Here is a 25,866-nt window from a genome sequence, read left to right as displayed (position 1 = left end):
GAGCGGACGCAGAGCGTCAAGGCTGCGGCGTTCAGCGCCGCACAAAACTGCGCAGCCTGACGCCTGCAACGGCGAGGACCGCAAAGTAGACGACCGCGGCGCCCGCGATCAATGCCGCCAGCAGGCCGATGCGCTGCAGGCGCTCGGCGCGCAAGGCGATCCAATCGAAATGCTGCGCACCCCAGACGAGCAATGCGGCCAACACCAGCGTGGCGACCAGAACCTGCAGGATGAACTTTCCCCAGCCCGCCACGGGCTTGTAGCTGCCGCGCCGGATCAACCCGACCAGCAGCCACGTGGCATTGACCAGGGCGCCGATGCCGATCGTGAGCGTGAGGGCGGCGTGCTGGAGCACCGGGACCAGGAAGAAGTTGAGGACCTGGGTCATGACGAGCACGCCGACGGCGATCAGCATCGGCGTGCGCATGTCGTGCTTCGCGTAGTAGCCGGGCGCGAGCACCTTGATGGCGACCGTGCCGACAAGGCCGACGCCATAGCCCATCAGTGCCGAGGTGGTTCGCTGCACGTCCAGGTCGCTGAAAGCGCCGTTGTGGAACAGCACAGCGACCAGTGGCTTCGAGAAAACAAGCAACGCCACCGCACAAGGGGCGGAGAGCAGCACCACGAGCCGAAGTCCCCAGTCGAGCAGGGACGAATAGCGGTCTTCGTCCTTCGCAGCGCGTGCGCCTGCCAGTTGCGGCATCAGCACCACGCCCAGCGCCACGCCGAGGAGCGCCGTCGGGAATTCCATCAGGCGGTCGGCGTAGGTGACCCAAGTCACGCTGCCCGGCGCGAGGTGAGACGCGATCTGCGTGTTGATAAGCAACGAGATTTGCGCGGCACTGACGCCGATCAGCGCTGGCAGCATCAACTTCACGATCTTGCGCGTGGTCGGGTCGGCCCAGGCCGAGCGAATCGCACGCACGCTCACGCCGACACGTGGCAGCATTCCCAGGCCGTGCAGGGCCGGCAGTTGCAGGGCCAGTTGCAACACGCCGCCAACCATCACGCCCACGCACTGTGCATAGATGGGCTCGATGCCGTGCCGCCTGAACCAGGGCGCGCCGACGAGAATCGACAGGATCAGCGCCACGTTGAGCAGCACCGGCGACGCCGCAGGAACGGCGAACTTGCGCCAGGTATTCAGAATGCCGCCGGCCAACGCCACCAGGGACATGAACCCGATGTACGGGAACATCCAACGCGTCATCACCACGGCCGCATCGAAGCCCTGCGCGGTCTGCTTCAGGCCGCTGGCCATCGCCCAGACCATCAGCGGCGCGCCGACCACGCCTGCCACGCACAGCACGACCAGCGTCCACGTCAGCAGGGTCGCGACATGGTCGACCAGTTGACGCGCCCCCTCGTCGCCGCTTTCCGTCCGGGTGGCGGCCAGGACCGGCACAAAGGCCTGGCTGAAGGCACCTTCACCGAACACGCGCCGGAACAGATTGGGAATGCGGAAAGCGACATTGAAGGCGTCGGTCAACGCACTGACCCCGAAAACCGAGGCCATGAGCAAGTCGCGGATCAGCCCGGTCACCCGGGAAGCGAGCGTCAGGAGAGAGACGGTAGAGGCGGATTTGAGCAGGGACACAGGCCGGAAGTGTATGTGGCTGCATGTCCTCTGCCGGACGGCCGGGACGGCCAGGGGGCCTTCCCCTATAATGGAAGGCTTTGCTGCATCATCCCCAGACACCTTAGGAATCACCTCCATGGCATCCACCAAGCCCAAGAAAAAGAACCCGCGCCTCGCGTCGGGCCGTAAACGCGTCCGCCAGGACGTCAAGCTCAACGCCGCGAACACCTCGCTGCGCTCCAAGTACCGCACCGCCGTCAAGAACGTCGAGAAGGCCGTTCTGGCTGGCGACAAGACGAAGGCTGCAGAAGCCTTCGCGAAGGCCCAGAGCATCGTCGACACCGTCGCCGACAAAGGCATCTTCCACAAGAACAAGGCCGCTCGCGACAAGAGCCGCCTGTCGGCCAAGGTCAAGAACCTGGCCCTCGCCCCTGAAAAGGCCGCCGCCTGACGCATTCAGGCAAACAGCCCGGACCGGTTCGCCAGTCCGCCGTTTGATCGGGGTGCGCTGCAGCAAAGTGAAAAACCGCCTTCGGGCGGTTTTTTCATGGGCGTTGCCTTTTCAGGCTACTTCTTCCCGGGAAGAGGAAGCACCGGGGCGTCCGGCACAAGACAGGCTTCGGCGACCTGCAAGCCGTTGTCCTTGGCGAAATTGAGGCAGAAATCCCAAGCCATCGGCTCGGCATCGCGCAATTCGCGGTTGACGACGACGCACTTGACGCCATTGATGACGGTCGGCACACACCAGGGCGAATAGTTCAAATGGCTTCCCGGCTGCGGGCCGCCCGGACGGAAAGAGCACATGACGCCCGCCAATCGTTCTGCCCAATCGCTGGGGCGAAATGTCCGGCCATCCTGGGTGATGCCCTGGATGAAAACTTCTTTGGCGTTGGGAGAAACCATCGGTTGGCGAGAGGAAGGCACAGGCTCGTGCTGCGCCGCACAACGATTCTATCCGGGGGTCCCGCGGGCGACATGTGCGGGGGCATTGCTGTGATGCGCAATCCTCACTGAAGGCGTCATATCGCACGCCTAGAATCCGCGTTCCCATTTCCGGAGAAACGCATGAGCGCCAATGCCGCCCCCTCGTCGCCCCACGTCATGAACACCTACGGACGCCTGCCGATCGCTCTGTCGCACGGCCAGGGTTGCCGAGTCTGGGATACCGAAGGGCGTGCATATCTGGACGGGCTCGGCGGCATCGCCGTCAACACGCTGGGCCACAACCACCCCGAATTGGTGCCTGCCCTGCAGGACCAGATCTCGAAGCTGATCCACAGCTCCAACTACTACTACGTGCCCGGCCAGGAACAATTGGCGGCCAAGCTGACGGAGCTTTCCGGACTGACGAACGCCTTCTTCTGCTGCACGGGCCTGGAGGCCAACGAAGCGGCACTCAAGCTGGCGCGCAAATTCGGCCATGACAAGGGCATCGAGCGGCCCGAAATCGTGGTGTACGAGGCCGCTTTCCACGGTCGCAGCATCGCGACGCTGTCGGCCACCGGCAACCCCAAGGTCCAGAAAGGCTTTGGCCCGCTGGTCGAAGGCTTCATCCGCGTTCCGCTGAATGACATCGATGCGCTCAAGAAGGCGACCGAAGGCAATCCCAACGTGGTCGCCGTGTTCTTCGAGACCATCCAGGGCGAAGGCGGCATCCACGCGATGCGGTGGGAGTACCTGCGCCAGGTGCGCCAGTTGTGCGACGAACGCGACTGGCTCATGATGATCGACGAGGTGCAATGCGGCATGGGCCGCACGGGCAAGTGGTTCGCGCACCAATGGGCCGACATCAAGCCGGACGTGATGCCGCTCGCCAAGGGGCTGGGCTCGGGCGTCCCGATCGGTGCCGTCGTCGCCGGCCCGCGCGCCGCCCACATCTTCGGCCCCGGCAACCACGGCACGACCTTCGGCGGCAATCCGCTCGCCATGCGCGCCGGCATCGAGACGATCCGCATCATGGAAGAGCAGAAGCTGCTCGACAACGCAGCCAACGTCGGCGCGCATCTCAAGGCGGCCCTGGAGCGCGAACTCGGCGGCCTGCCGGGCGTCAAGGAGATCCGCGGCCAGGGTCTGATGCTGGGCATCGAGCTCGACCGCCCCTGCGGCGTGATCCTGAACCGCGCCTGCGAGGCCGGCCTGCTGTTGAGCGTGACGGCCGACAGCGTGATCCGCCTGGTGCCCCCGCTGATCCTCAGCATCGCCGAGGCGGACGAGATCGTGGCCCTCCTGGTGCCGGTGGTGAAGGCATTTCTCGCAGAGCCACAGCCATGAGCGATTCACCCGCCATCCGGCACTACCTGCAGTTCTCGGACTTCACGGCCGACGAGTACTCGCACGTCTTCGCCCGCGCCGCGCTGATCAAGAAGAAATTCAAGGCGTACGAAAGGCACCAGCCCCTGGTGGACCGCACGCTGGCGATGATCTTCGAGAAGGCGTCGACGCGCACGCGCGTGAGCTTCGAGGCCGGCATGTATCAGCTGGGCGGCAGCGTCGTCCATCTCACGACCGGCGACAGCCAGCTCGGCCGCGCCGAGCCCATCGAGGACAGCGCCAAGGTCATCAGCCGCATGGTCGACCTCGTGATGATCCGCACCTTCGAACAGACCAAGATCGAAGCCTTCGCGGCGCATTCGCGCGTGCCCGTCATCAACGGGCTGACCAACGAATTCCATCCCTGCCAGATCCTCGCGGACATCTTCACCTACATCGAGCACCGCGGCTCGATCGCGGGCAGGACGGTGGCCTGGGTCGGCGACGGCAACAACATGGCGAACACTTGGCTCCAGGCCAGCGAGATCCTCGGCTTCAAGGTGCACGTGAGCACGCCAAGCGGCTACGAGGTCGATCAGTCGATCGCGGGCATCCGCTCCTCCGACAGCTACAAGGTATTCAAGGACCCGATGGAAGCTTGCCGCGACGCCGATCTCGTGACCACCGACGTCTGGACCAGCATGGGCTACGAGGCCGAGAACGAGGCCCGCCGGGCGGCCTTCGCCGACTGGTGCGTCGACACCGAGATGATGCGCGTGGCCCGGCCGGACGCCCTCTTCATGCATTGCCTGCCGGCGCATCGCGGCGAAGAAGTCGAGGCCGACGTGATCGATGGCCCGCAATCGGTGGTCTGGGAGGAAGCCGAGAACCGCATGCACGTGCAGAAGGCGCTGATGGAGTTCCTTCTGCTCGGGCGACAGGCCTGAGTCCGGCACCGTGTTTCCTTTCTGTTGGAAATAACCGACACCACGACTCCTTTCACGGCGCTAACTTCGCGCCATGAACCAACAAATCTGGGATATATCGCCGCCGGTGCATGAAGGCGCGCCGGTCTTTCCCGGCGACACGCCTTACCGCCAGCGCTGGGCGGCCACCATCGCGCCGGGCTGTCCAGTCAACGTCAGCGAGATCACCCTCTCGCCGCACGTCGGTGCGCATGCCGATGCGCCATTGCACTACGACGCTGCCGGCGCCACCATCGGCAACGTCGATCTCACGCCTTACCTCGGCCCCTGCCGCGTGATCCACGCCATCGCGACCGGGCCGCTGATCGAATGGGCACATATCGCGCATGCCATCGACGGACTGCCGCCTCGCGTCCTGGTGCGCACCTATGAGCATGCGCCGGTCGACCGCTGGGATGGTCGGCTCGCAGCCTATGCCCCCGTCACCATCGAACGCCTGGCCGCGCTGGGCGTCAAGCTGGTCGGGATCGACACGGCGAGCATCGACCCGGCCGACAGCAAGACGCTGGACAGCCACCAGGTCATCCGCCGCCTCGACCTGCGCGTCCTTGAGAACCTCGTGCTCGACGAGGTGCCCGAGGGCGATTACGAGCTCATCGCCCTCCCCCTCAAGCTGGTGAGCGCCGATGCCTCCCCCGTTCGCGCGATCCTGCGTGAACTCCACCCTTCATGACCATGACACTCGACGATTGCAAGCGCCTCGATGCGCAAGACCCTCTGGCCGGATTGCGCGATCAATTCGTTCTCCCCGAAGGCGTCATCTACCTCGACGGCAACTCGCTGGGCGTGCTGCCTAAGACGGCTCCCGCGCGCATCGCGGAGGTCGTCGCCAAGGAATGGGGCGAGGGCCTCATCCGCTCGTGGAACACGGCCGGCTGGTTCGACTTGCCGCAGCGGCTCGGCGACAAGGTCGCACGCCTGATCGGGGCCGCGCCGGGCGAGGTCGTCTGTACCGACAGCACCTCGGTCAACCTCTACAAGGTGCTGTTCGCGGCGCTGAGCCAGGTCCTGCAAGCCACGTCGAGCACAGGCCGACGTGTGGTGCTCAGCGAGCGCAGCAACTTCCCTACCGACCTCTACATCGCCGAATCGTTGTGCCGGGAGCGCGGCTTCACGCTCAAGCTGATCGATGCGAGCGAGTTGCCTGCCGCGCTCACCGACGAGGTGGCGGTGCTGATGCTGACCCACGTCAACTACCGCACGGGCGCCATGCACGACATGAAGGCCATCACCGCCGCGGCCCACGCGGCCGGAGTGCTCACGGTCTGGGACCTCGCGCACAGCGCCGGCGCCGTTCCCGTCGCTCTCAACGACAGCGATGCCGACTTCGCGATCGGCTGCGGCTACAAGTACCTGAACGGCGGCCCGGGTGCGCCGGCGTTCGTCTGGGTGCACACGCGGCATTCCGGGCAGTTCCAGCAGCCTCTGTCGGGCTGGTGGGGCCACGCCGCGCCCTTCGAGTTCACGCCGCACTACCGGCCCGCTCCGGGGGTGGCGCGCTATCTCTGCGGCACCCAGCCGATCATCGCGCTGGCGGGCCTCGAATGCGGGATCGACACCGTGCTCGCGGCCGAAGCCCTCTCCGGCGGACAGGGCTGCATGGTGGCGCTACGCACCAAGTCGCTCGCGCTGACCGATGCGTTCATCGCGCTCGTGGAGGCACGTTGCGCCGGCCTATTCACGCTGGTGACGCCGCGCGAGCACGCCCGGCGCGGCTCGCAGGTCTGCCTCGCGCTGAGCGACGGCGGCCCAGGCGCGTATGCGATCGTCCAGGCACTGATCGCGCGCGGCGTGATTGGCGATTTCCGCGCCGGCGACACACAGATGCCCGACATTCTTCGTTTCGGCTTCACGCCGCTGTACCTCGGCTTCCAGGACGTGTGGCAGGCGGTCGCACATCTCGTGCAGGTCATGGACAGCGAAGAGTGGAAGCGGCCCGAATTCAACCAGAAGCAGGCAGTGACCTGAGGAAGCTCCAGATGAGTACCGAACAGATCGTCCACGACGAGAAGGCGCAACTCGATTTCAGCGCCTCGATGAGCTACACCGACTACCTCAGTCTCGACACGATCCTGAACGCGCAACACCCCCGCTCGCCGGCCCACGATGAACTGCTCTTCATCGTGCAGCACCAGACCAGCGAACTCTGGATGAAGCTCATGCTGCACGAGTTGCGCGCCGCCATCCGCTGCATCGCGCAAGACGATCTTTCCAGCGCCTTCAAGATGCTGGCGCGCGTGTCGCGCATCATGGAGCAACTGGTACACGCATGGGACGTGCTGGCCACCATGACGCCGCCCGAGTACAGCGCGATGCGGCCCTATCTCGGCGCCTCCAGCGGTTTCCAGAGCTGGCAGTACCGCTGCATCGAGTTCGCGCTGGGCAACAAGAACGCCGCCATGCTCAAGCCGCATTCGCACCGCCCGGAATTGCTGGCGGAGGTCGAAGCCGCCTGGCACGCTCCTTCCCTCTACGACGAGGCGCTGCGCCTGCTGGCGCGCCGAGGCCTCGAAGTGCCGGCCGATCATCTGGAGCGCGACTGGTCGAAGCCCTACGAATCGAGCGACGGCGTCGAGCAGGCCTGGCTGGTGGTCTATCGCGACCCGAAGAAGTACTGGGAGCTCTATCAGCTCGGCGAGGAACTCACGGACCTGGAAGACGCCTTCCGCCTCTGGCGCTTCCGCCACGTGACCACGGTCGAGCGTGTGATCGGGTTCAAGCGTGGCACAGGAGGCACCGGCGGCGTAAGCTACCTGCGAAAGATGCTCGACGTGGTGCTCTTCCCCGAGATATGGAAACTTCGGACCGATCTCTAGACTGCGCCACGCGGGCCGCTTCCATCACGACAAGAGGAGACGACGATGGACAACGATTTCTTCGGCGATGACGAACTCGCGCTGCTGCGCTCCCATGGCGTCGTGCTGTTTGCGCGGCGCGTGATCTTCGACGCGCAGCCGCCGATGACGCCGGACCAGATCGCGGCGGTGCAAGCCGTCTGCGCCGGCCCTTTGCCGCCCGAACTCCTTGCGCTGTGGCGGCTCACCGCGGGCGGCCGCATCGACTACGACCTCCACCTGCACATGAACGGCAACGAGGAATCGGTCGGCTGGAGCGAACTATTCTGGAACGGCAGCGACTCGTTCCACGACCTGCAAGGCTGGATTGCGCACGAGTCGGAAGGCGCGAAGGAAGCCGCGGAAGAAAGCGATGAAGCATGGGACGGCAAGCTGACCTTGCTGCCCTTCGGTGGCCTCGAAGACTGCGATCGCATCTATGCGGTCGTCGAGTCCGGCGCGGACTACGGACACATCCTCGCCTGGAAGCAGGGCCTGCCGACGGCCTGGGCCCACGAGATGCACGAGGACGGCATGACCACGGTCGCGCACGACCTGTGCGCCGCGTTCGAGGCCCTGCACCTCGATGAGGACCCGCTCGATCCAGCGGGCGAGTACTTCACCGGACAGACGCTGCTCGAGTATCTCGACGACCGGCACCAGGCGCACGGACTGGCCATCGAGCTGATGGACAAGTTGATCGCGTTCTATCGCCGCGCGATGGTCGACTGGCGGACCCCGCTGGGCGACGGAACGCTGGGCCAGAACGGACCGCTCTCGCGCATCGCCCTTCGCCACGCGGTGGCAACGGATGACGCGGAATTGGTCGGCCGGCTGGTTGCGGCGGGCGTGGCCCTGGACGGTCCGTTGCACGGCAGCGCGATCGCAACCGACCTGGCCCTGAGCCACGGCGCCCATGCCGCGGCAGCGGCGCTCGTCCAGGCCGGGGCGCCCGTGGCGGCCGATGCCCTGGACTACATCGACAACGCGGTATCGCCGGAACTGGTCAGCCTGCTCCTGGCGCATGGTGCAGAACCCAGCCCCACGGCGATGGCCGAATGCGTGGCCTGTGGTGCGCCTGCGGCTGCGCGGCTGATCGCGAGCGCGTACGCCCAAACCCATGACGACCTGCCGGCCGCCTACGAAACCGTCCGTGACGGGCTCCTGGCCGACCTCGAATCGTCACTGATCGAAGTGCGCGAAGGGCGCCTCACGCACTACCTGGGTCTCGCCGGGCTGACCAAGCGCGTCGATCACCTCCGGAGCTTCAGTCTCTGAGTTCAGGCGTCGTAGAGCCAGGGAACGTCGAGCAGGCGGGCGCCCATCAGGCGCAGTGCGGCATCGCGCCCCACGCGCACGAGCCCCGTCGCGTGGAAGATCTCGCCGTTGCGCCGGGCACGGGCCTGCACCTGGGCGTTGCGCTCCCAGCGTGCGGCGGCGTAGCGCGAAAGCGCGGCCGGCACCTGGGTCGCGTCCCCGCCATCGAGTGCGTCCGCCAGAGCCACGGCATCCTCGATCGCCATGCCTGCGCCCTGGGCCAGGTAGGGGAGCATCGGGTGCGCCGCATCGCCCGCAAGCGCCACGCGCTCGCCGGCCATCTGCTCCGGGCCGGTCAGCGGTGGTCGATCGCTGAGCGTCCATGCGCGCCATGACGGCACGACTTCGAGCAGCGCCTGCAGTCCGTTGCAAGTACGGCCTGTCGCGGCCTGCAGCGCAGCAAGGCTCGTCCCCTGATCCCAGTCGCGCGCGTCACCGACGGGCGCGGACTCCGCGAGGACGACGATGTTGAGCGCATCTCCGCGGCGAACGGGATAGGCCACGGCGTGCAAGCGTGGTCCGAGCCAGACGCGGATCTGCGTGCTGCGAAGTGGTGCGGGCAATGCCGACTGATCGACCAATGCACGCCATGCCGTGTGGCCCGTCGCACGGGGCGGCGTCGGATCTTCGACCACGCACGGACGCACCGTGCTCCAGAGCCCGTCGGCGCCAATGAGCGCGTCGCCTTCCCAGGCGCGCGTACCGATGTTCGATGCACAGACGAGGTCTCCGCGCGCCACCACCTGCGTCACGCGGGCGCCGGTAGTGAGCGTGACGGCGCCGGTCCCACGCACGGCGGCCAGCATCAGCGCGTGCAGATCGGCGCGATGGACACAGAGATAGGGGGCGGCGTAGCTGTGCAGCATGGCGTTGCCGAGTGGCATACGTGCCATCTCGCGGCCATCGGTCGCACCGAGGACGACCAGCGCCTCAGGCCGCGCCGCAACGCGCAACAGGCTCTCCGACACACCCAGCCCTTGCAGGCGCCGCGTGACGTTGGGGCCGAGTTGGATGCCGGCCCCGACTTCGCCGAACGCGACGGACTGTTCCAGCAGATCGATGCGATGACGCCGGCGGGCAAGCGCGAGCGCGCAGGCCAAGCCCGCGATGCCTCCGCCTGCAATCAGGATGTGCGCCGCCATCTAGAGCGCGCGCTCAGCGCGAGCGCGTCAGGGGCGGTTCGCGGTCTGCGTCTGCCTTGGAACTTGCGCCGGTCGAGCAACTGCCGCAGCTGTCGCAAGACCCGCAACCTGAAGTCTTGCCCAACGAAGCCGCAAGCTGCTGCGCGCGTTCCTCGTCGACCAGGCCTGCGCGCTGCGAACCGGCTGCGAGCCGGGCAGCAGCCGCGCGGCGCCAGCTGCCCGGCATCCAGCGCCAGACGGCGGAGACCGCAGCCAGCGCAACGATCAGCGCAACGACGATCTGTTGTGTCATCTCATCCTCCTGTGAGTGCCAGTGTCACCCTGTAGGTGATCCAGCACGCAATGTAGGCGAGTCCGAACAAATAACCAGCCATGATCCACACGTAGCGCCACGAACCGGTCTCCCGCTTGACGGTGGCCAGGGTCGAAATGCACTGCGGCGCAAACACATACCAGACCAGCAGCGACAGCGCCGTGGCCAGTGACCAGCTGCTCGCGATCAATGGCTGGAGCTGGCCCGCCACGTCGTCGCCGGTCGCGGACAGTGCGTACACCGTGCCCAGTGCGCCGACTGCCACTTCGCGTGCCGCCATGCCAGGCACCAGCGCGATCGAGATCTGCCAGTTGAATCCGATCGGCGCGAAGATGTGCTCCAGTCCACGGCCGATCATGCCGGCCAGGCTGTGCTGGATGGCCGGGCCGGTCGCGCCCTCGGGCGGCGACGGGAAGGTCGAGAGAAACCACAGCAGGATCGTGAGCGTGAGAATGATCGTCCCCACGCGCTGGATGAAGATCCATGCCCGCTCGTAGAGCCCCAGCGCGAGGTTGCGCAGATTGGGCCACCGGTAGGCCGGGAGTTCCATCATGAGCGGCGAATGCTGCTTGCTGTCGCGAAAGCGCTTCATGACCCAGGCCACGGCCATCGCCGAGACGATCCCGAAGACGTACAGCGCGAAGAGCACCACGCCCTGCAGGTTGAACACGCCGCCGACGGTGCGCGCCGGAATGAAGGCGGCAATCAGCAACGCGTAGACCGGCAGCCGCGCCGAACAGGTCATGAGCGGCGCGATCATGATCGTGGTGATCCGATCACGCCAGTTGCTGATGGTGCGCGTGGCCATCACGCCGGGAATCGCACACGCGAAGCTCGACAGCAGCGGAATGAAGGAGCGGCCCGACAGCCCCACGGTGCTCATGACGCGATCGAGCAGGAAAGCTGCACGCGGCAGGTAGCCCGAGTCTTCCAGCGCCAGGATGAACAGGAACAGGATGAGGATCTGCGGCAGGAAGACGATCACCCCGCCGACGCCGGCGATGATGCCGTCGACCAGCAGGCTCTGCAGCATGCCCTCCGGGACGATGCGCTTGATGAGTTCGCCGAACGCGCTGGTGGCGTCCTTGATGGCATCCATCGGCACCTCGGCCCAGCTGAACACGGCCTGGAACATCAGGAACATCGTGACTGCCAGCACCACCATGCCCCACAGCGGGTGCATCACGACGCGGTCGATGCGGTCGCTGGTGGCAAGGCTGCCGACCGGCTCGTGCACCGCGAGTTCGAGGATGCGGCGCACTTCGCGCTGCGTGTCGAGCACATCGTCGAGGCCCGGCGCGTGCCAGGGTTTCGGCGCCATGGCTGCGACGGGTGTATCGAGCGCTTCGAGAAGCCCTTGCGCGCCACCGCTGTGCACGCCGACGGTTTCGATCACAGGCACGCCGAGTTCTCGCGCGAGCACCGCCGAATCGACTGCGATGCCTTGCTTCTTCGCCATGTCGGCCATGTTGAGCGCCACCACCATCGGCAGGCCCAGGCGCTTGGCCTCGAGCACCAGCCGCAGGTTCAGACGCAGGTTGGTGGCATCGGTCACGCACACGAGCAGGTCGGGCGGCGCCTCGTTGCTCTTGCCGGTGACCACGTCACGCGTGACCGCCTCGTCGGCCGACAGCGCATTGAGGCTGTAGGCGCCCGGCAGGTCTAGCACGAAGACACGTCGGCCCGCAGCCGTTCGCAACGTGCCCTCCTTGCGCTCGACGGTCACGCCCGCATAGTTCGCGACCTTCTGGCGACTGCCGGTGAGCAGGTTGAACAATGCCGTCTTGCCGCAATTTGGATTGCCCAACAGCGCAATGCGCTCCGGCGGGCTTCTTTTCGAACTGGCGGCGCCGGGCTGGAAGGTCAGCGTCGCTTCAACCATGGCCCGGCGCTCCCGGCGTCACACGAATCAGCGATGCCTCGTGGCGGCGCAACGCGAACGTGGTGTGTCCAAGGCGCACGGCCAATGGCTCGCGGCCCGGCACGCCATTGGCGACGATGCACACAGCCTCACCCGGGACGAACCCGATTTCGGTCAGTCGAAGCACCAGTTCGCGATCCTCCGGCGCATCGGGCCGCACGACGTCGAGCACGGTGGCCCACTGATGGTTGGGAAGCTGATGGAGGCTGATGGCGGCCAAGGCCGCGCCGGTCATTGTGGTCACCCGCGAAATCCAGATCGACAAAATGAGAATTATTCTCGAAAACGGAGCCACGCGGGTAAATCGGCCGCAAAGCCATGCCTGATTCGGTGCTTGCAGGATCCTGAAACGTGGACCCTGTCAAGCCGGTCAAAGAAACAGCAAGATACAACTCCGAACCTAGAATCGCCAAAAAAGACAGGTTCAGGGAGCAGAGTGATTCATAGCAACGCTATTGGCCAATGGCCCTTGGCACGTCCATCGAATGGCTGGACGTGGCCCGCGAGCTCCGCGCTTCGCGACTTCCATCGATTCAATCCCCTTCGTCATCGAGCAGGCCTGCCGTGAGCACGGCTGCACTCTGGCGCGCCCTGCAGGGCGGCTTCGCCCTGGCCGTCGTTGTCGCGACAGCCGCGTGCGGAACACCTCCGCCCTCCGATTTCGGAGGCGATTGGAGACCGGTGAACCGCTTCCATGACGAGCCTTCGGCGATACCGCTGCAGCCCGCCTATGCCTTCCATGCCACTCCGATCGATGAGACGCTGAAGAAAATGCTCGAGCGATGGGCGGCAGACTCTGGACTGAAGCTTTCCTACCGACTCGACGTTGACTACACGCTTCACACGCCAGTGGCGCGGATTCGCACCAGCGATCTGTCAGCAGCTACCTCCGAGCTGACCGATCTCTACGCGGCTCAGGGCGTCTCCATTAGCGCCGACGGAGAGCAGATCGTCGTGCAGCCCGCTTGCGAAGCCGTGACTTGCTGATGCGCAGCCAAGAATCCACCACGCCAAAGATCGACGAAGCCATCGCCCGAGCCGTCGATTTCGAACTCACCATCGCGGATCTCGCGCGGCGCAGCGAGCGTCGCGCATGGGCCGTCGCGTTCAGCGCCATCGTCATGGCGCTGATCCTCGCGGGCGGCTACTTCTACATGCTGCCCCTCAAGGAAAAGGTGCCCTTCCTCGTCATGGCCGACGCGTATACAGGCACGAGCACCGTCGCCCGGCTGACTGACAGCATCGTCGATCAGCGCATCACCGCCAGCGAAGCCATCAATCGCAGCAACATCGCGCACTTCGTGCTGGGCCGCGAATCCTACGACTTCGCGCTGACCAATCTGCGTGACTGGACCACGGTGCTCACGATGTCTTCGCCCGGCGTTGCTGCCGCCTACACGAGCCTGCATTCCTCTAACAACCCGGACAGCCCTTACAGGTCCTACGGCAAGGACCGGGCGGTTCGCGTCAGGATCCTGAGTATTGTCCTGATCGGCGCCAGTGCCAACGCCGCGCCGAAAGGCGCAACCGTCCGATTCCAACGCAGCCTCTTCGACAAGCAGACCGGCGCAAGCCGACCGCTGGACAGCAAGATCGCGACGCTGGAGTTCACCTACAAGCCGCACCTGAAAATGGACGAGCAGCACCGGGTCGAGAACCCTCTCGGCTTCCAGGTCACGAGCTACCGGGTCGACAGCGACTACGCGTCGGTAGCGCCCGAAGAGCTTCCGGTGTCGCCACCCGTCGATTCGCCTCAGCCCGACCTTGTCGTTCCGCCACCCCCGGTGTCCGAACGCGGCGCGGCCGAAATGAGAGCCAGCAGCGTCCGTGAGGCGAGCCGATGATCTGTCTGTCGCGTCGTCTTTCTGTCGCCGCTGCCATGTGCGTCGCCGCTGCCGCGTTCGACGCGGACGCTGAGGCCGTGCAGTCCTATGAATACCAGCCCGATCGCATCTATCCGGTCTACACCGCCCTGGGCATCACCACGCAGATCGAACTGAGTCCGAACGAGAAGATCCTCGACTACAGCACGGGCTTCAGCACCGGCTGGGAGCTGACCCGGCGCGCCAACGTGTTCTACCTGAAGCCCAGGAACATCGACGTGGACACCAACATGATGATCCGGACGGAGACGCACTCCTACATCTTCGAATTGAAGGTCGTCGCGACCGATTGGAGGACGCTGGAATCCGCTCGCGCCGCAGGAGTCCAGTACAAGATCAGTTTCAGTTATCCGCCCGACTCGAGCTTCTCGAACGAAGTCGTCGTGCCCGAGCAGGCACCGGAACTCAGCACCTCCCTGGTCAAGGGCCGAGACTACAACTTCGACTATGACTATGCGACACGCGACGCCGGCGCGCGGTGGCTGATTCCCGCCAGCGTCCACGACGATGGCCGCTTCACCTATATCAAGGTGAGCGACACGACGCAGTTCCCGACGGGAAGCTTCCCCGCCGTCTACATGCGCCTGGGAGAGCACGACGAAGACGCTGTGGTGAACACGACCATCGAAGGCAACACGATCGTCGTTCACGGTACGTACCCCTATCTCGTCGTTCGTCATGACAGCGAGGTGGTGGGTCTTCGCAGGAACACCGCCAAGTGACCCGGCGCATCCCGCCGCCATCCGTCGACGAGTCCACGCACGGCAACCCGTACGCAGCCCGCTACGAACAGGGCGAAGCGCCCAATCTCGACGCCGCGGCACCCCAACTGAGAACGAGCGAACTGCGCCGCATGAACCGCCGCGCATTGGGCTTCCTGGCGGGCATCGTCGTCTTGCTTGCCGCGGCGGCGCTGTGGATGTTCAACGGCGTGCTTCAACGCAACGACGGCCCCAAAAAGCCGCGCGACGAGATGGTCACTGTCCCGGTCGCGCCGAAGCCTGAGCCTCGGCCACCGATGCAGCGGCAGGCCGAGGCCATACCGCTAGCGCCACCGCTGCCGCCTCAGCCGCCTCAGCCGTCGTTGCCGCTGTTGCCGACGACGCCACAAGGGCCGCGCCAACCCACATTGATCGAGCGTCGCATGATGTCGGCCAACGGCGCAACCGCGGTGGGCGTGACCCACGCCAGCGGGCGCCCCTCGACACCGGGCGCCCTGCCATCGATGGGTGCGGACTCGGGCATTCCACCCAACAGCGCCTATTCGGCCAAGGCCCTGGCGCAGACGTCCAGCGCACAGCCCCTGATGCGTCCCGACACGCGGATGCTGCGCGGGACCTACATCCGTTGCGTGCTCGAAACCCACATCGTCACCGACATCCCCGGATTCACTTCCTGCATCGTCACCGAGCCCATCTACGCCTTCAGCGGCAAGCGCCTGCTGCTGCCCAAGGGATCCAAGGTGCTCGGCAAGTACGACACGGAGCCGAACGGGCCTCGCGTCGCGGTGGTGTGGGATCGAATCGTCACGCCGACGGGCATCGACGTGAACATGGCCAGTCCGGGGGTCGACAGCCTCGGGGGCGCTGGCCATGCGGGCCATCTGGATGAGCATTGGGGGACGCGCATCGGTTCCGCGATGCTGATCAGCCTGTTCAGCGACGCGTTCAAGTACGCGGCGGCGGAATACGGCCCCGGCAGTTCGAGCGTGAGCAATGCCGGCGTCGTCGTGCAGTCGCCCTTCGAGAGCAACACGGCGCAGACGCTGCAGAACTTCGCCAGCCAGGCCGTCCGGCGCGCGGCCAATCGGCCGGCCACCGTGACCATCCACCAAGGGACCGTGGTGAATGTGTACGTCGCCAAGGACGTGGATTTCAGCGGCGTGGTCGCGCGCTACTGAACAGGCCTGCACCCGCAAGAGCCATGACCGACGAACACACTGCCACCGTCTCGACCGACTTCCTTGCGTACCAGTACGAAGTGCTGGGCGTGCAGGACTACATGGCTTCGCCCGACATCACCGAGATCTGCATCAACCGGCCGGGCGAGATCTATCTGGAAAGCCGCGACGGCTGGCACCGTGTCGAAGTACCTCAACTCACCTTCGCGCGTGCCCTGCAGTTCTGCACGGCCGTCGTCAACGAGAGCGCGACGGGCCAGCGCATCACGGATGCCAATCCGGTCGTGTCCCTGACGTTCCCGACCGGACAGCGGGCCCAGTTCGTCATGCCGCCGGCCTGCGAAGCCGGCCGCCTGTCGATCACGATCCGCCTGCCATCAAGGCAGACGAAGACGCTCGGCCAGTACCAGGAAGACGGTTTCTTCGAGCAGATCCTCGACAACGGAGACGGCATCGACGAACACGATCGCGAGCTATTGGAACTGCGTTCAACGGGCCGCCATGCCGACTTCTTCCGAAAGGCCGTTCTGTACAGGAAGAACATCGTGGTCTCGGGCGCCACCGGCAGCGGCAAGACCACGTTCATGAAGTCCTTGGTGCATCACATTCCCCATAGCGAGCGGCTGGTCACCATCGAGGACGCACGCGAGCTGTTCATCGAACAGCCCAACGTCGTGCACCTGCTCTATTCCAAGGGCGGCCAGAGCACCAGCAACGTGACGGCCAAGAGCTGCATGGAAGCCTGTCTGCGAATGAAGCCCGACCGGATCATCCTGGCGGAATTGCGCGGCGACGAGTCGTTCTACTTCATCCGCAACTGCGCGTCCGGCCATCCCGGCTCCATCACCAGTTGCCATGCAGGAAGCACTGCCCAGACCTGGGACCAGCTCGCACTCATGGTGAAGGCCTCCTCCGAAGGCGCCGGCCTTGAGTTCGCGACCATCCAGCGCCTGCTGAAGATGACCATCGACATGGTGGTGCATGTCAAGGTCCTTGCGGGGCAACGATTCATCACGGGCATCGATTTCAGTCCCGGTCGAATGGCGCCGTCTGATACCGCCTAGTCGCCGGACCACAACGAACAAACAAAAAAGGGAGATGTCGTCGTGCTACCGGATATGGAAATGATGGACTGTCGCAACCTTGCCGTTCCGGCGGTCGTGATGCGCCACGTCGTCCGCGTCGAATCCGGCGCGAACCCCTTCGCGATCGGCGTGGTCGGCGGGCGCCTTGCCCGGCAACCGAAGAATCTGGACGAAGCCTTGGCGACCGTCGGCAAGCTCGAAGCCGAGGGCTACGACTTCTCTCTCGGCGTCGCCCAGGTCCATCGCGCCAACCTCGGCAAGCTCGGACTCGACACTTACGAAAAGGCCTTCGACACCTGCTCGAACCTTGCAGCCGGATCGCGCATCCTGGCCGATTGCCACACCCGCGCCCGGGGCGATTGGGGCAAGGCATTCAGTTGCTACTACTCGGGCAACTTCGTGACGGGATTCCAGCACGGCTACGTGCAGAAGGTCTACGACTCGATCGGCCGCGAGAGCAAGATCGCCGACGCGACCGCACTGCCCGCAACCCCGCCGGTCCGGGACACACCAGGCGTGTCCCGCAGCGTGCCGGTCGACGTGTTCGTGCCACAGGTGCGTGGCCCTGGCGATGCACCCGCTCCGCCTGCCACGTCACGCGCAACACCCCCAGCACCCGCGACCGTCACCGATCGGGCCGACCTGCGCGAGAAGGCGCCCGATGGAGCGTTCGTCTTCTGAGCGTCGCACCGTTTGTCAAACCAGAGAGGAAACCTGAAAAATGAAAACACACCCATTCACCCGCAAGGCCGCCGATCAATTCGAGCCGGCCTACCTGCGCACGTTCGTCCACGCGACATTGGCCGTCGCGTTGGTGCTGCCCGGCCTGGCCGTGGCCCAGGTCGGCGGCGCCGACGCGACCGCCACTGCCTGCGGGTTTCTCACGAGTGTCCAGAGCCTGCTCAATGCGGTGTCGATCGTGGTCGTCACCATCGCCATCATCTTCTCCGGGTACCAGATCGCGTTCGCCCACAAACGCATCGCCGACGTGGCCCCCGTCATGATCGGTGCGATCCTGATCGGCGCTGCCAGCCAGATCGCCGGCATGTTCCTCTCCAACAGTTCGGGCAGCAATGCGTGCACAGCCAGCAGCGCACCCGAGGCGGCGACACATCTGGCGACCGTCGCGCAGTGGCTGCTCCAGCATGCATAGGAACCCGATGTTCCGCGGCTGCACGCGGCCACCCATGTTCCTGGGCGTTCCCTACGTGCCCTTCTTCCTGGGCGCGGGCGGATGCATGTTGCTCGCGATGTATTTCAACCTGTTCTGCCTGCTGCTGATCCCGCCGGTGATCTTCGTCATGCGCCAGATGGCGCGCCGAGACGAAATGATCTTCCGCCTGCTGGGTCTCCGGCTGCAGTTTCGCCTTCGCGCGCGAAACGTCCGGCTGCACGACGGCATGTCGGTCTTCACGGCCAACAGCCATCGGGGCCAGTCCGGCGTCAACAGCTAGCAGAAGGCTCACTCCCGGCCATGTCCAGACCACCCTTCAGCCCCGACACCGCCATCGCGGAGTTCGTCACGCTGTCCACGCACGTGTCGCCTACCGTCGTCAAGACCACGGGCGGCGATTTCCTCCTGACGTGGCGCCTGGAGGGGTTGCCCTTCGTCGGACGGGAGGAATGGGAGCTCGAGCATCGTCACAACACGTTCAACCGGATGCTTCAGACATTGCGCGCGCCGGATTTCGTCAACGTGGCGTTCTGGGCTCACGACCTCCGCCGCCGCCGCGCGGTCAGGAGTCCGGGCCAGTTCGACCAGCCATTCAACCAATCGCTTTCCGACGCGTACTTCCGCGCGCTGTCGGTGCAGAAGCTGATGCAAAACGAACTCTATCTGACCATGTTGTATCGCCCGGTGGTGGGAGGAAAGCGCTTCGCCGAGAAATCCACCGATCTCTCCCGGCTCGAAGCCGAACAGCAGCAGGCCGTGAGCAAGGTGCACGAATTGGCCGGGAACGTGGAAGCAGTGCTCAAGGACTACGCCCCAGCACGCCTCGGCATGTACGAGAGTGCCAGCGGCATGGTGTTTTCCGAGACGCTCGAATTCTTCGGCTACCTGCTCAATCACATCGACGAACCGGTACCGGTGCTGAAGGCACCAGCGTATCGCTACCTGGCAGTCAGCCGGCAACGCTTCTCCACGAAGACAGGAGACTTCGTACTCACCACGCCGACCAGCGTCAACCACTTCGGCGCGATCCTCAACATCAAGGAATATCCCGCGGGCACCTATCCGGGCATCCTCAACGGCCTCAAGTACCTGGATTTCGAGTACGTCGTCACGCACTCCTTCAGCCCCATGGGGCGGCACGATGCGCTCAAGGCGCTCGAGCGCACCAAGGGCATGATGATCTCGTCGGGCGACAAGGCCGTCAGCCAGATCGTCGAGATGGACCAGGCCATGGACCAGCTCTCGTCCGGCAGCTTCGTGCTGGGCGAGTACCACTTCACCATGGCTGTCTACGCGCCCGACCAGCCCACGCTCATCCAGCACATCGCCGGCGCGCGGGCGGAACTGTCCAACGCCGGCTTCGTCTCGGTGAAGGAAGACCTGGCTGTCGCTGCAGCCTTCTACGCGCAGTTTCCAGGCAACTGGAAATTCCGCACTCGGCTCGCGAACGTCAGCTCGCTGAACTTCCTGGGCCTCTCACCGCTGCACAACTTCGCCACGGGCAAGAAGGGCAACAACCCGTGGGGCGAATGCGTCACCACCTTGCAGACTCCCAACGGGCAGCCCTACTACTTCAACTTCCACGCCACCCACCCGGGCGAGAACTCGCTCGGCGAAAAGGCCATTGCCAACACCCTGGTGATCGGCAAGTCCGGCACCGGCAAGACCGCGCTCATCAACTTCCTCCTCAGCCAGGTACAGAAACTCAAGCCCGCGCCGACCATCTTCTTCTTCGACAAGGACCGCGGCGCTGAGATCTTCGTGCGGGCCTGCGGGGGCAACTACCTCGCACTGGAGAATGGCCAGCCCACCGGCTTCAACCCCTTCCATTGCGAGCGCAGCGAAGCCAACATCCAGTTCCTCTGCGACCTCATCAAGGTGCTGGCCGGCAAGGCCGTCTACAGCGCGCGCGAAGAGGACGAGATCTTCCGCGCGGTGGAAAGCATGCTCGACACGCCGCTCCACCTGCGCAGCATGACCAACTTCCAGAAGAGCGTTCCCAACATGGGCGACGACGGCCTCTTCGTTCGCCTGCGCAAATGGACCGCGGGCAACGCCCTGGGCTGGGTGTTCGACAACCCGGTCGACACCGTAGACCTGCAGCGCGCCGACATCATCGGCTTCGACTACACGGACATCATCGACAACCCCGAGGTGCGGGTGCCGGTCATCAACTACCTGCTGCACCGTCTCGAGGCGCTCATCGACGGCCGCCGGATCATCTACGTCATGGACGAGTTCTGGAAGATCCTGGACGGCCAGGGCGGCCTCAAGGAATTCGCGAAGAACAAGCAGAAGACCATCCGCAAGCAGAACGGGTTGGGCATCTTCGCCACGCAAAGCCCCGAAGACGCGCTCGCCAGCGACATCGCTGCCTCGCTGATCGAGCAGACGGCTACGATGATCCTGCTGCCCAATCCGAACGCCAGCCGCGCGGACTACATCGACGGCCTGAAGCTCACCGAGTCGGAATACCAGGTGGTCGTGAGCCTCGACGAGCGCTCGCGACGGTTCCTCGTGAAGCAGGGGCACATGTCATCTGTGTGCCAGCTCGATCTGCGCGGCATGGACGACGCGCTGGCAGTCATCTCGGCGTCGACCGACAACATCGAGGTCATGCATGCGGTATTGCGCGAGCGCGCCGCCGCCGAAGGTGTGGCCGTGAACGACCTCCGACCCGAGCAGTGGCTGCAGGCCTTCCAGGACAAGCGCAAGGGCAGCGGCAGGCCCGCCAGGCGCTGAAAGAGCAGGAAGCAGCCATGCCCATCACGGACGTCAGCAACTTCGTCTTCTTCCAGCTCATCAACGACTACCTCCGCGATGAGATCAACACCTTCCAGTGGAATCTGCTGACGAGCATGGCGCAGTTGGTCGGTGCCATCGGGTTGACGCTGCTGTCGATCTGGATCGTCTTCCAGGGCTTTCGCATCATCAGCGGACGTACACAGCAGCCGATGATGTCCCTGGTCGGGGACTCGCTCAAGGCCACGCTCATCCTGAGCATTGCCACCGGCGCTGCAACCGCATCCCCCTCCCTTTACTGGACCCTGACGGACGGCACGGCCAGTGCCATCACGGCGCTGGTCTCCCGGAACACGGACAGTCCCTACCAGAGCATCGACAAGAACCTCGCTTACATGCAAGGCATGCTCTCGGCCATCGACACGCTGGCCGGCGGCGGCGACCCGTCCGTGGACAGCGCAAAGGATCGCGCCAAATGGTTCTCGGGCATCGGCATTGCCGGACCCGGCGTGGTGGGTGGATCCATCCTGCTGCTCAACAAGATCGCCATTGCCCTGTTCGTGGGCTTCGGGCCGCTGTTCATCGTCTGCCTGTTGTTTGAGCAGACCAAATCGCTGTTCAGCAAGTGGCTGCTCTATGGCATCGGCACGGTCTTTTCCCTGGCCGTCCTCAGCTTCATGGTCGGGCTGGCGAACAACGTGATCCAGTCTGTCGCGGCGGCGTTCCTAGCCAAGTACGCGGTATTGCTGGCGGACGCCGGGGACTTCGGCGGCGCCGTCGCTGCAAGCGAAGGCATCACGTCCATGGCGTTGCAGCAAGGCGGCCTCGGGTTGATCCTGACCACGCTGATCGTGAGTGCGCCGCCGATGGCTGCGGCGTTTTTTCAGGGGACGCTGGGGAGCTTCATGTCGTATTCAGCTTTCGGAAGCGTTGGGTCGAGCGGTGCCGCGCGTGATGCCCAGATGGTGGCGCAAGGGCGCATGCCGCAGGGTGGCATTCCACATCATGCCCCTCCTGGACTTCACGGAAGACCTGCCGCAGCGCCTCCTCCCGACGACGCCGTCAAGCAGTTTCCTCCCCTTTCCAGAACGTTCGAAGGAGTCGCATGAAACAGAGAAGAAACCTCGCATTGCTGAGTCTCCTGGGCTCGATGTGCATGTCAACGGCCTGGGCAGAAGGGCCGTGTCCGCAAGGACAGCGCATGGTGGGTCAGCAGAACAGAGGGGGCGCCGTCATCCCCATCTGTCAGCCTTTTGCCGGCCTCGAGAGTCGTCCGTCGGGACCTCGCATCGTCTGGGCGGAACGTTGGGGGGCCTATGCCATCAATGGCGATCGCGCGGTGAGTTGGGCAGTCAACCATGACTCGATGCAAGAGGCGGAAAAGGCCGCCATGGCATCGTGTGCCGAAGGCGGCAATGGTTCCTGCCGTTCGCTGGGGGGATTTAGCAACGCATGCATGGCCTACGCGATCGACATGGTCGGAAACATCGCACAAGCCCAAGCCAACGGTCCCGATGCAGCCGAGAGTTACGCGATAAAAAAATGCAACGAGACGGCCGTCGCCGGACGGTGCGTGCTGCTGAGCCGAGCGATCTGTGCCGGCGATTGGTTCAACCCGTCCATCAACGACCGCGCGAAGCAAGCCTCTACGGGCGATCTGGAAAAGGCATCTGCTCAGGGGGACAACCGCAAGTATTGGGGGGCGATCGCTTCGAGCGGAAACCAGGTAAAGGCCGCTTACGACTTGTCCAACGAAGCCGCAGCCAAGACCGCTGTGCTCGCCACGTGCGATGGCTGCAGGGTCATCAAGACTTTCGAGAACAGCTGCGCGGGCATCGCTTGGCCAGCGGACAACCGGCCGCTCGTGGAAACCGCAGTGGACAAGGATCCGGCCACTGCGAAATCGAAGGCTCAGGCGCAATGCACCAGCAAGTACGGCAACTGTGACGCCGCCTTGCGTTGTTCGGGTCGTGCCTATCCCAAGAACAATCCCGACGCTTCATGAAGACCACTGTTTTCGCCCTGCTTGCATTCGCTCTTGCACTGGGACTGTCTCCAGCACGTGCGCAATGGTCCGTCATCGACGAGAGCGCCAACGACAAGCTCGAAACCGCCAACGAAAGGCTCAAGAGCGCCATCGACGTGCTGGGAACGCCCAGTGACGCGAACGGCGCGACGATCAGCAGGAGCATTCATCTGCTGGACAGGCGATTCGACATCGGAGCCACCGACTCGCCGGGAGCTCGGGTCGATGATCCCCCGCAGCCATTGGTTGAGTTGCAGCTTGCCCGTGACACCGAACGATGCGGCCAGGTCGCGACTTTGCAGCAAGCCATCTGCACGGAACTCGTCGAGACGATGAACGCGCGGTACATGTACATGAAAACCATGTACGACAACACCAGCACGCGCCATCGACGTCTGACCGAACTGGTCGATGCGCGCAGGCAACTGACGGCCACCGACTTCGGCAAGCTCGAGGACAACACCAACCAGATCCTCGCCCTTCAGACGCTTGCAGTCCTCGACCGGCAGCAAATGGAAGCGGCGCACCACGCGTATCAGGCGCGCATCGACCATCTGAACAACCAACTGACCCATCGGGCCAATGCGGCCACGAGCGGAATGCCGACGGGCGGTCTGGGCTCCCTCGTCGACTCTGCCGCCGGCGTGGTGAGCGGCGTGGCTCTCAAGACCGCTCTGGATGCATCAAGACGCGCCAGCGCCGACGGCCAGCTGAAACTGGGCATCGACCGATGAGCGGCACGACGCAGACCCGAAACTCAATAGGGTCGGTGCGCAAATGGATGTTCCTGGCGGCGGCTTTCTGCACCGCAGCGAACGCACAGGGCTTCTATCAGGAGCTGCAGCACAGGACCAACGATCCATTCGTCTTCTGCACCTACGGGCAAAGGATCCTCGTTCCGTGCTGGAAGCCGCTGCCGCCTTTCACCGGCAACTGGATGCTCACCGGCGCATGCAATCCACCCAACCAATACGGGCGGAGTTGGACGAACGACGACACCCAAGCCTTCGCGGAGTACCTGACCGTTTGCCCCCAAGCCATGACCAGCGGCGACTGGAATGGCAATGGCGACGGGACGTCGGTGCCCATACCTCACTGATCCCATCAACTTCCTCAACCCGCCTTTTCATCAGATGAAGACTTCCCTTTCCTTTCCTTCCATCCTCGCGCTGTCCCTTCTTCTGGGTGCCTGCGGCAACGTCCCGTCTATGGCATCGGCGGCGCCCTCGTCCTCGGAACACAGGGCGGCGGTACCCGCTTCGTCATCGGCAGCACTCCAGCCTTCGGACCTAGACGACCTGCGCGTCGCCGGCATCGACCGCACCGCCATTCTCAGCTCCGTCATTGGCGATCTGAATGGCGATGGTCGACCGGATTTACTCGTCGTGTTGAATCCGGCGGATACGGACAAAGCCGCGACCGATCGCCGGCCCCGAACAGTGCTGCTGCTGATTCGGGATGCCGACGGACACCTGCAAAGGGCCGCACAGAACGACCTGATCGTTCCTTGTGCGAGTTGCGGCGGCCTCTTGGGCGACCCTTTCAGCTACGCGCGCATCGACAACGATGGATTCACCTTGATGACCGAAGGCGGCTCCCGCGAACGGTGGTGGAACAAGTTCGCATTCAAATACTCAGCCGGGCAGAAGACCTGGGTTCTCGTGGAAGTCCGACAGGGGGACGGCGACACGATAACCGGCCAGAACAAAGAGATCAGATTGACCACAAAGGACTTCGGGTCGACGACGTTCGGGAGCTTCGACCCAGCGAGCCTGCCTTGACGCTTTGCCAAGAAGACAGTCGTTCACTAAAAACTACTAGGCCAGGGAGAGCCGCATGACAGCACATCGCGAGACGCAACTGATACACGACGCCATGACTGCGGGCATCAAGTCCCCGACAGAGATGGCCAACTTCATGGCCCAGGCGAGAAATGGGGTGGGGCCGTCGGCGTGGGCGTGGTGATACCCAAATGGCGACGGGACATCGGTGCCCGTGCCTCACTGATCCCATCAATTCCCTCAACCCACCTCTTTCATCAGATGAAGACTCCCCGTTCCTTTCCTTCCATCCTCGCGCTGTCCCTTCTTCTGGGTGCCTGCGGCAACGTCCCGTCTACGGCATCGGCGGCGCCCTCGTCCTCGGAACACAAGGCGGCGGTACCGGCTTCGTCTTCGACATCACCCCAGCCTTCGGACCTTGACGACCTGCACGTCGCCGGCATCGACCGGGCCACGATCCTCAAATCGGTGAATGGCGATCTGAACGGCGATGGTCGCCCGGATCTGCTCGTCGTGTTGAACCCGGCGAGTACGGACAAGGTTGCGAACGATCGCCGGCCGAGAACCGTGGTGTTGCTGATTCGGGACGCCAACGGACACCTGCAAAGGGCCGCACAGAACGACCGGATCGTTCCTTGCGAGAGTTGTGGAGGCGTCTTGGGCGACCCTTTCGGCTACGCGCGCATCGACAAGGATGGATTTACCTTGGTAACGGAAGGCGGCTCCCGATGGCGCTGGTGGAACGAGTTCGCCTTCAAGTACGCGGACGGGCAGAAGACCTGGATTCTCGAGAAAGTCCAACGCGGAGTCGGCGACAACATCACCAAGGAATCCAAGGATGCCACCTGGACCACAAAGGATTTCGGGTTGGCGACATTCGGCAGTTTTGACCCATCGACCTTGCCCGCCGTTGAATTTCCCTGATGACCCCTT

The 25,866-nt window shown here is 64.5% G+C and carries 29 protein-coding genes; 23 read left to right on the top strand and 6 right to left on the bottom strand.

The genetic code is table 11. From position 1 onward, the window contains the following. Positions 1-31: 31 nt before the first annotated feature. Positions 32-1,597 (bottom strand): murein biosynthesis integral membrane protein MurJ, encoded by a 1,566-nt coding sequence (gene murJ / locus AC1D3B_RS29390; RefSeq protein WP_478194204.1) that lies wholly within the window; start codon positions 1,595-1,597, stop codon positions 32-34. A gap of 118 nt (positions 1,598-1,715) precedes the next feature. Here murJ and rpsT point away from each other — a divergent pair, with 118 nt between their 5' ends. Continuing rightward, positions 1,716-2,030, top strand: coding sequence for a 30S ribosomal protein S20 (rpsT, locus tag AC1D3B_RS29385; RefSeq protein WP_435515783.1), 315 nt, complete (start codon positions 1,716-1,718; stop codon positions 2,028-2,030). A gap of 116 nt (positions 2,031-2,146) precedes the next feature. Here rpsT and AC1D3B_RS29380 read toward each other — a convergent pair whose 3' ends face one another. Beyond that, on the bottom strand, positions 2,147-2,482 hold the full coding sequence (locus AC1D3B_RS29380; protein WP_478194203.1) for a DUF3579 domain-containing protein: 336 nt from the start codon (positions 2,480-2,482) through the stop codon (positions 2,147-2,149). A gap of 162 nt (positions 2,483-2,644) precedes the next feature. On the opposite strand from AC1D3B_RS29380, the gene AC1D3B_RS29375 reads away from it, so the two are divergent. From AC1D3B_RS29375 to AC1D3B_RS29350, 6 genes are all read left to right on the top strand, one after another. After that, on the top strand, positions 2,645-3,850 hold the full coding sequence (locus AC1D3B_RS29375) for an acetylornithine/succinylornithine family transaminase (RefSeq protein WP_478194202.1): 1,206 nt from the start codon (positions 2,645-2,647) through the stop codon (positions 3,848-3,850). Continuing rightward, positions 3,847-4,776, top strand: a complete 930-nt coding sequence (gene argF / locus AC1D3B_RS29370; protein WP_478194201.1) for an ornithine carbamoyltransferase — start codon at positions 3,847-3,849, stop codon at positions 4,774-4,776. The genes AC1D3B_RS29375 and argF overlap by 4 nt, the downstream gene beginning before the upstream one ends. A 73-nt stretch (positions 4,777-4,849) precedes the next feature. After that, positions 4,850-5,488 carry an arylformamidase gene (gene kynB / locus AC1D3B_RS29365; RefSeq protein WP_478194200.1) on the top strand — a complete coding sequence of 213 codons (639 nt, stop codon included), beginning with the start codon at positions 4,850-4,852 and terminating at the stop codon, positions 5,486-5,488. Continuing rightward, complete coding sequence (gene kynU / locus AC1D3B_RS29360; protein ID WP_478194199.1) at positions 5,485-6,783, top strand: kynureninase; 1,299 nt, start codon at positions 5,485-5,487, stop codon at positions 6,781-6,783. The genes kynB and kynU overlap by 4 nt, the downstream gene beginning before the upstream one ends. An 11-nt stretch (positions 6,784-6,794) precedes the next feature. Next, positions 6,795-7,631, top strand: a complete 837-nt coding sequence (kynA, locus tag AC1D3B_RS29355) for a tryptophan 2,3-dioxygenase (protein WP_478194198.1) — start codon at positions 6,795-6,797, stop codon at positions 7,629-7,631. Positions 7,632-7,676: 45 nt separating this feature from the next. Beyond that, complete coding sequence (locus AC1D3B_RS29350; protein ID WP_478194197.1) at positions 7,677-8,927, top strand: SMI1/KNR4 family protein; 1,251 nt, start codon at positions 7,677-7,679, stop codon at positions 8,925-8,927. Between the two features lie 2 nt (positions 8,928-8,929). Here the strand turns inward: AC1D3B_RS29350 and AC1D3B_RS29345 are convergent, their stop codons facing one another. Genes AC1D3B_RS29345 through AC1D3B_RS29330 form a run of 4 tightly spaced genes read right to left on the bottom strand, consistent with a single transcriptional unit; the run spans position 8,930 to position 12,577 of the window. Continuing rightward, complete coding sequence (locus AC1D3B_RS29345) at positions 8,930-10,108, bottom strand: FAD-dependent monooxygenase (protein WP_478194196.1); 1,179 nt, start codon at positions 10,106-10,108, stop codon at positions 8,930-8,932. Positions 10,109-10,121: 13 nt separating this feature from the next. Continuing rightward, positions 10,122-10,400, bottom strand: a complete 279-nt coding sequence (locus AC1D3B_RS29340) for a DUF6587 family protein (RefSeq protein ID WP_478194195.1) — start codon at positions 10,398-10,400, stop codon at positions 10,122-10,124. A 1-nt stretch (position 10,401) separates the two neighbouring features. Then, positions 10,402-12,303, bottom strand: coding sequence for a ferrous iron transporter B (gene feoB / locus AC1D3B_RS29335; protein ID WP_478194194.1), 1,902 nt, complete (start codon positions 12,301-12,303; stop codon positions 10,402-10,404). Next, a complete protein-coding gene (locus tag AC1D3B_RS29330) occupies positions 12,296-12,577 on the bottom strand; it encodes a FeoA family protein (protein ID WP_478194295.1) in 282 nt (93 codons plus the stop codon). Before AC1D3B_RS29330 ends, feoB begins: the two co-directional genes overlap by 8 nt. 446 nt (positions 12,578-13,023) lie before the next feature. Here AC1D3B_RS29330 and AC1D3B_RS29325 point away from each other — a divergent pair, with 446 nt between their 5' ends. The 16 genes from AC1D3B_RS29325 (at position 13,024) to AC1D3B_RS29250 (ending at position 25,857) form a co-directional block, all read left to right on the top strand. Beyond that, the gene (locus AC1D3B_RS29325) at positions 13,024-13,329 is read left to right on the top strand and encodes a TcpQ domain-containing protein (protein ID WP_478194193.1); all 306 of its coding nucleotides are present in this window, start codon (positions 13,024-13,026) and stop codon (positions 13,327-13,329) included. Then, positions 13,329-14,186 carry a VirB8 family type IV secretion system protein gene (locus tag AC1D3B_RS29320; RefSeq protein ID WP_478194192.1) on the top strand — a complete coding sequence of 286 codons (858 nt, stop codon included), beginning with the start codon at positions 13,329-13,331 and terminating at the stop codon, positions 14,184-14,186. Before AC1D3B_RS29325 ends, AC1D3B_RS29320 begins: the two co-directional genes overlap by 1 nt. Beyond that, positions 14,183-14,947 carry a TrbG/VirB9 family P-type conjugative transfer protein gene (locus AC1D3B_RS29315; RefSeq protein WP_478194191.1) on the top strand — a complete coding sequence of 255 codons (765 nt, stop codon included), beginning with the start codon at positions 14,183-14,185 and terminating at the stop codon, positions 14,945-14,947. Before AC1D3B_RS29320 ends, AC1D3B_RS29315 begins: the two co-directional genes overlap by 4 nt. After that, complete coding sequence (locus AC1D3B_RS29310) at positions 14,944-16,125, top strand: TraB/TrbI/VirB10 family type IV secretion system protein (RefSeq protein ID WP_478194190.1); 1,182 nt, start codon at positions 14,944-14,946, stop codon at positions 16,123-16,125. Before AC1D3B_RS29315 ends, AC1D3B_RS29310 begins: the two co-directional genes overlap by 4 nt. A 23-nt stretch (positions 16,126-16,148) precedes the next feature. After that, positions 16,149-17,189 carry a P-type DNA transfer ATPase VirB11 gene (virB11, locus tag AC1D3B_RS29305; protein ID WP_478194189.1) on the top strand — a complete coding sequence of 347 codons (1,041 nt, stop codon included), beginning with the start codon at positions 16,149-16,151 and terminating at the stop codon, positions 17,187-17,189. A gap of 63 nt (positions 17,190-17,252) precedes the next feature. After that, complete coding sequence (locus AC1D3B_RS29300) at positions 17,253-17,891, top strand: lytic transglycosylase domain-containing protein (RefSeq protein WP_478194188.1); 639 nt, start codon at positions 17,253-17,255, stop codon at positions 17,889-17,891. Positions 17,892-17,931: 40 nt separating this feature from the next. Then, positions 17,932-18,363 carry a TrbC/VirB2 family protein gene (locus AC1D3B_RS29295; protein ID WP_478194187.1) on the top strand — a complete coding sequence of 144 codons (432 nt, stop codon included), beginning with the start codon at positions 17,932-17,934 and terminating at the stop codon, positions 18,361-18,363. Next, positions 18,356-18,664: a VirB3 family type IV secretion system protein gene (locus AC1D3B_RS29290; RefSeq protein WP_478194186.1), complete on the top strand. Its 309-nt coding sequence runs from the start codon at positions 18,356-18,358 to the stop codon at positions 18,662-18,664. The genes AC1D3B_RS29295 and AC1D3B_RS29290 overlap by 8 nt, the downstream gene beginning before the upstream one ends. A gap of 20 nt (positions 18,665-18,684) precedes the next feature. Continuing rightward, a complete protein-coding gene (locus AC1D3B_RS29285) occupies positions 18,685-21,126 on the top strand; it encodes a VirB4 family type IV secretion/conjugal transfer ATPase (protein ID WP_478194185.1) in 2,442 nt (813 codons plus the stop codon). Positions 21,127-21,143: 17 nt separating this feature from the next. After that, the gene (locus AC1D3B_RS29280; RefSeq protein ID WP_478194184.1) at positions 21,144-22,235 is read left to right on the top strand and encodes a TrbL/VirB6 family protein; all 1,092 of its coding nucleotides are present in this window, start codon (positions 21,144-21,146) and stop codon (positions 22,233-22,235) included. A 92-nt stretch (positions 22,236-22,327) separates the two neighbouring features. Then, complete coding sequence (locus AC1D3B_RS29275; RefSeq protein ID WP_478194183.1) at positions 22,328-23,131, top strand: DUF4189 domain-containing protein; 804 nt, start codon at positions 22,328-22,330, stop codon at positions 23,129-23,131. After that, positions 23,128-23,886, top strand: coding sequence for a hypothetical protein (locus AC1D3B_RS29270; RefSeq protein WP_478194182.1), 759 nt, complete (start codon positions 23,128-23,130; stop codon positions 23,884-23,886). Before AC1D3B_RS29275 ends, AC1D3B_RS29270 begins: the two co-directional genes overlap by 4 nt. Beyond that, the gene (locus AC1D3B_RS29265; protein ID WP_478194181.1) at positions 23,883-24,251 is read left to right on the top strand and encodes a hypothetical protein; all 369 of its coding nucleotides are present in this window, start codon (positions 23,883-23,885) and stop codon (positions 24,249-24,251) included. Before AC1D3B_RS29270 ends, AC1D3B_RS29265 begins: the two co-directional genes overlap by 4 nt. Beyond that, complete coding sequence (locus AC1D3B_RS29260) at positions 24,217-24,933, top strand: hypothetical protein (RefSeq protein ID WP_478194180.1); 717 nt, start codon at positions 24,217-24,219, stop codon at positions 24,931-24,933. The genes AC1D3B_RS29265 and AC1D3B_RS29260 overlap by 35 nt, the downstream gene beginning before the upstream one ends. 55 nt (positions 24,934-24,988) lie before the next feature. Continuing rightward, positions 24,989-25,117 carry a hypothetical protein gene (locus tag AC1D3B_RS29255; RefSeq protein WP_478194179.1) on the top strand — a complete coding sequence of 43 codons (129 nt, stop codon included), beginning with the start codon at positions 24,989-24,991 and terminating at the stop codon, positions 25,115-25,117. Next, positions 25,111-25,857, top strand: coding sequence for a hypothetical protein (locus AC1D3B_RS29250; protein ID WP_478194178.1), 747 nt, complete (start codon positions 25,111-25,113; stop codon positions 25,855-25,857). The genes AC1D3B_RS29255 and AC1D3B_RS29250 overlap by 7 nt, the downstream gene beginning before the upstream one ends. Positions 25,858-25,866 lie beyond the last annotated feature (9 nt).

The sequence above is a fragment of the Variovorax sp. P5_A3 genome (genome assembly GCF_056400665.1).
Note: the sequence above shows the minus strand (reverse complement) of the source record. Positions and strands in the feature narration are given on the sequence as shown.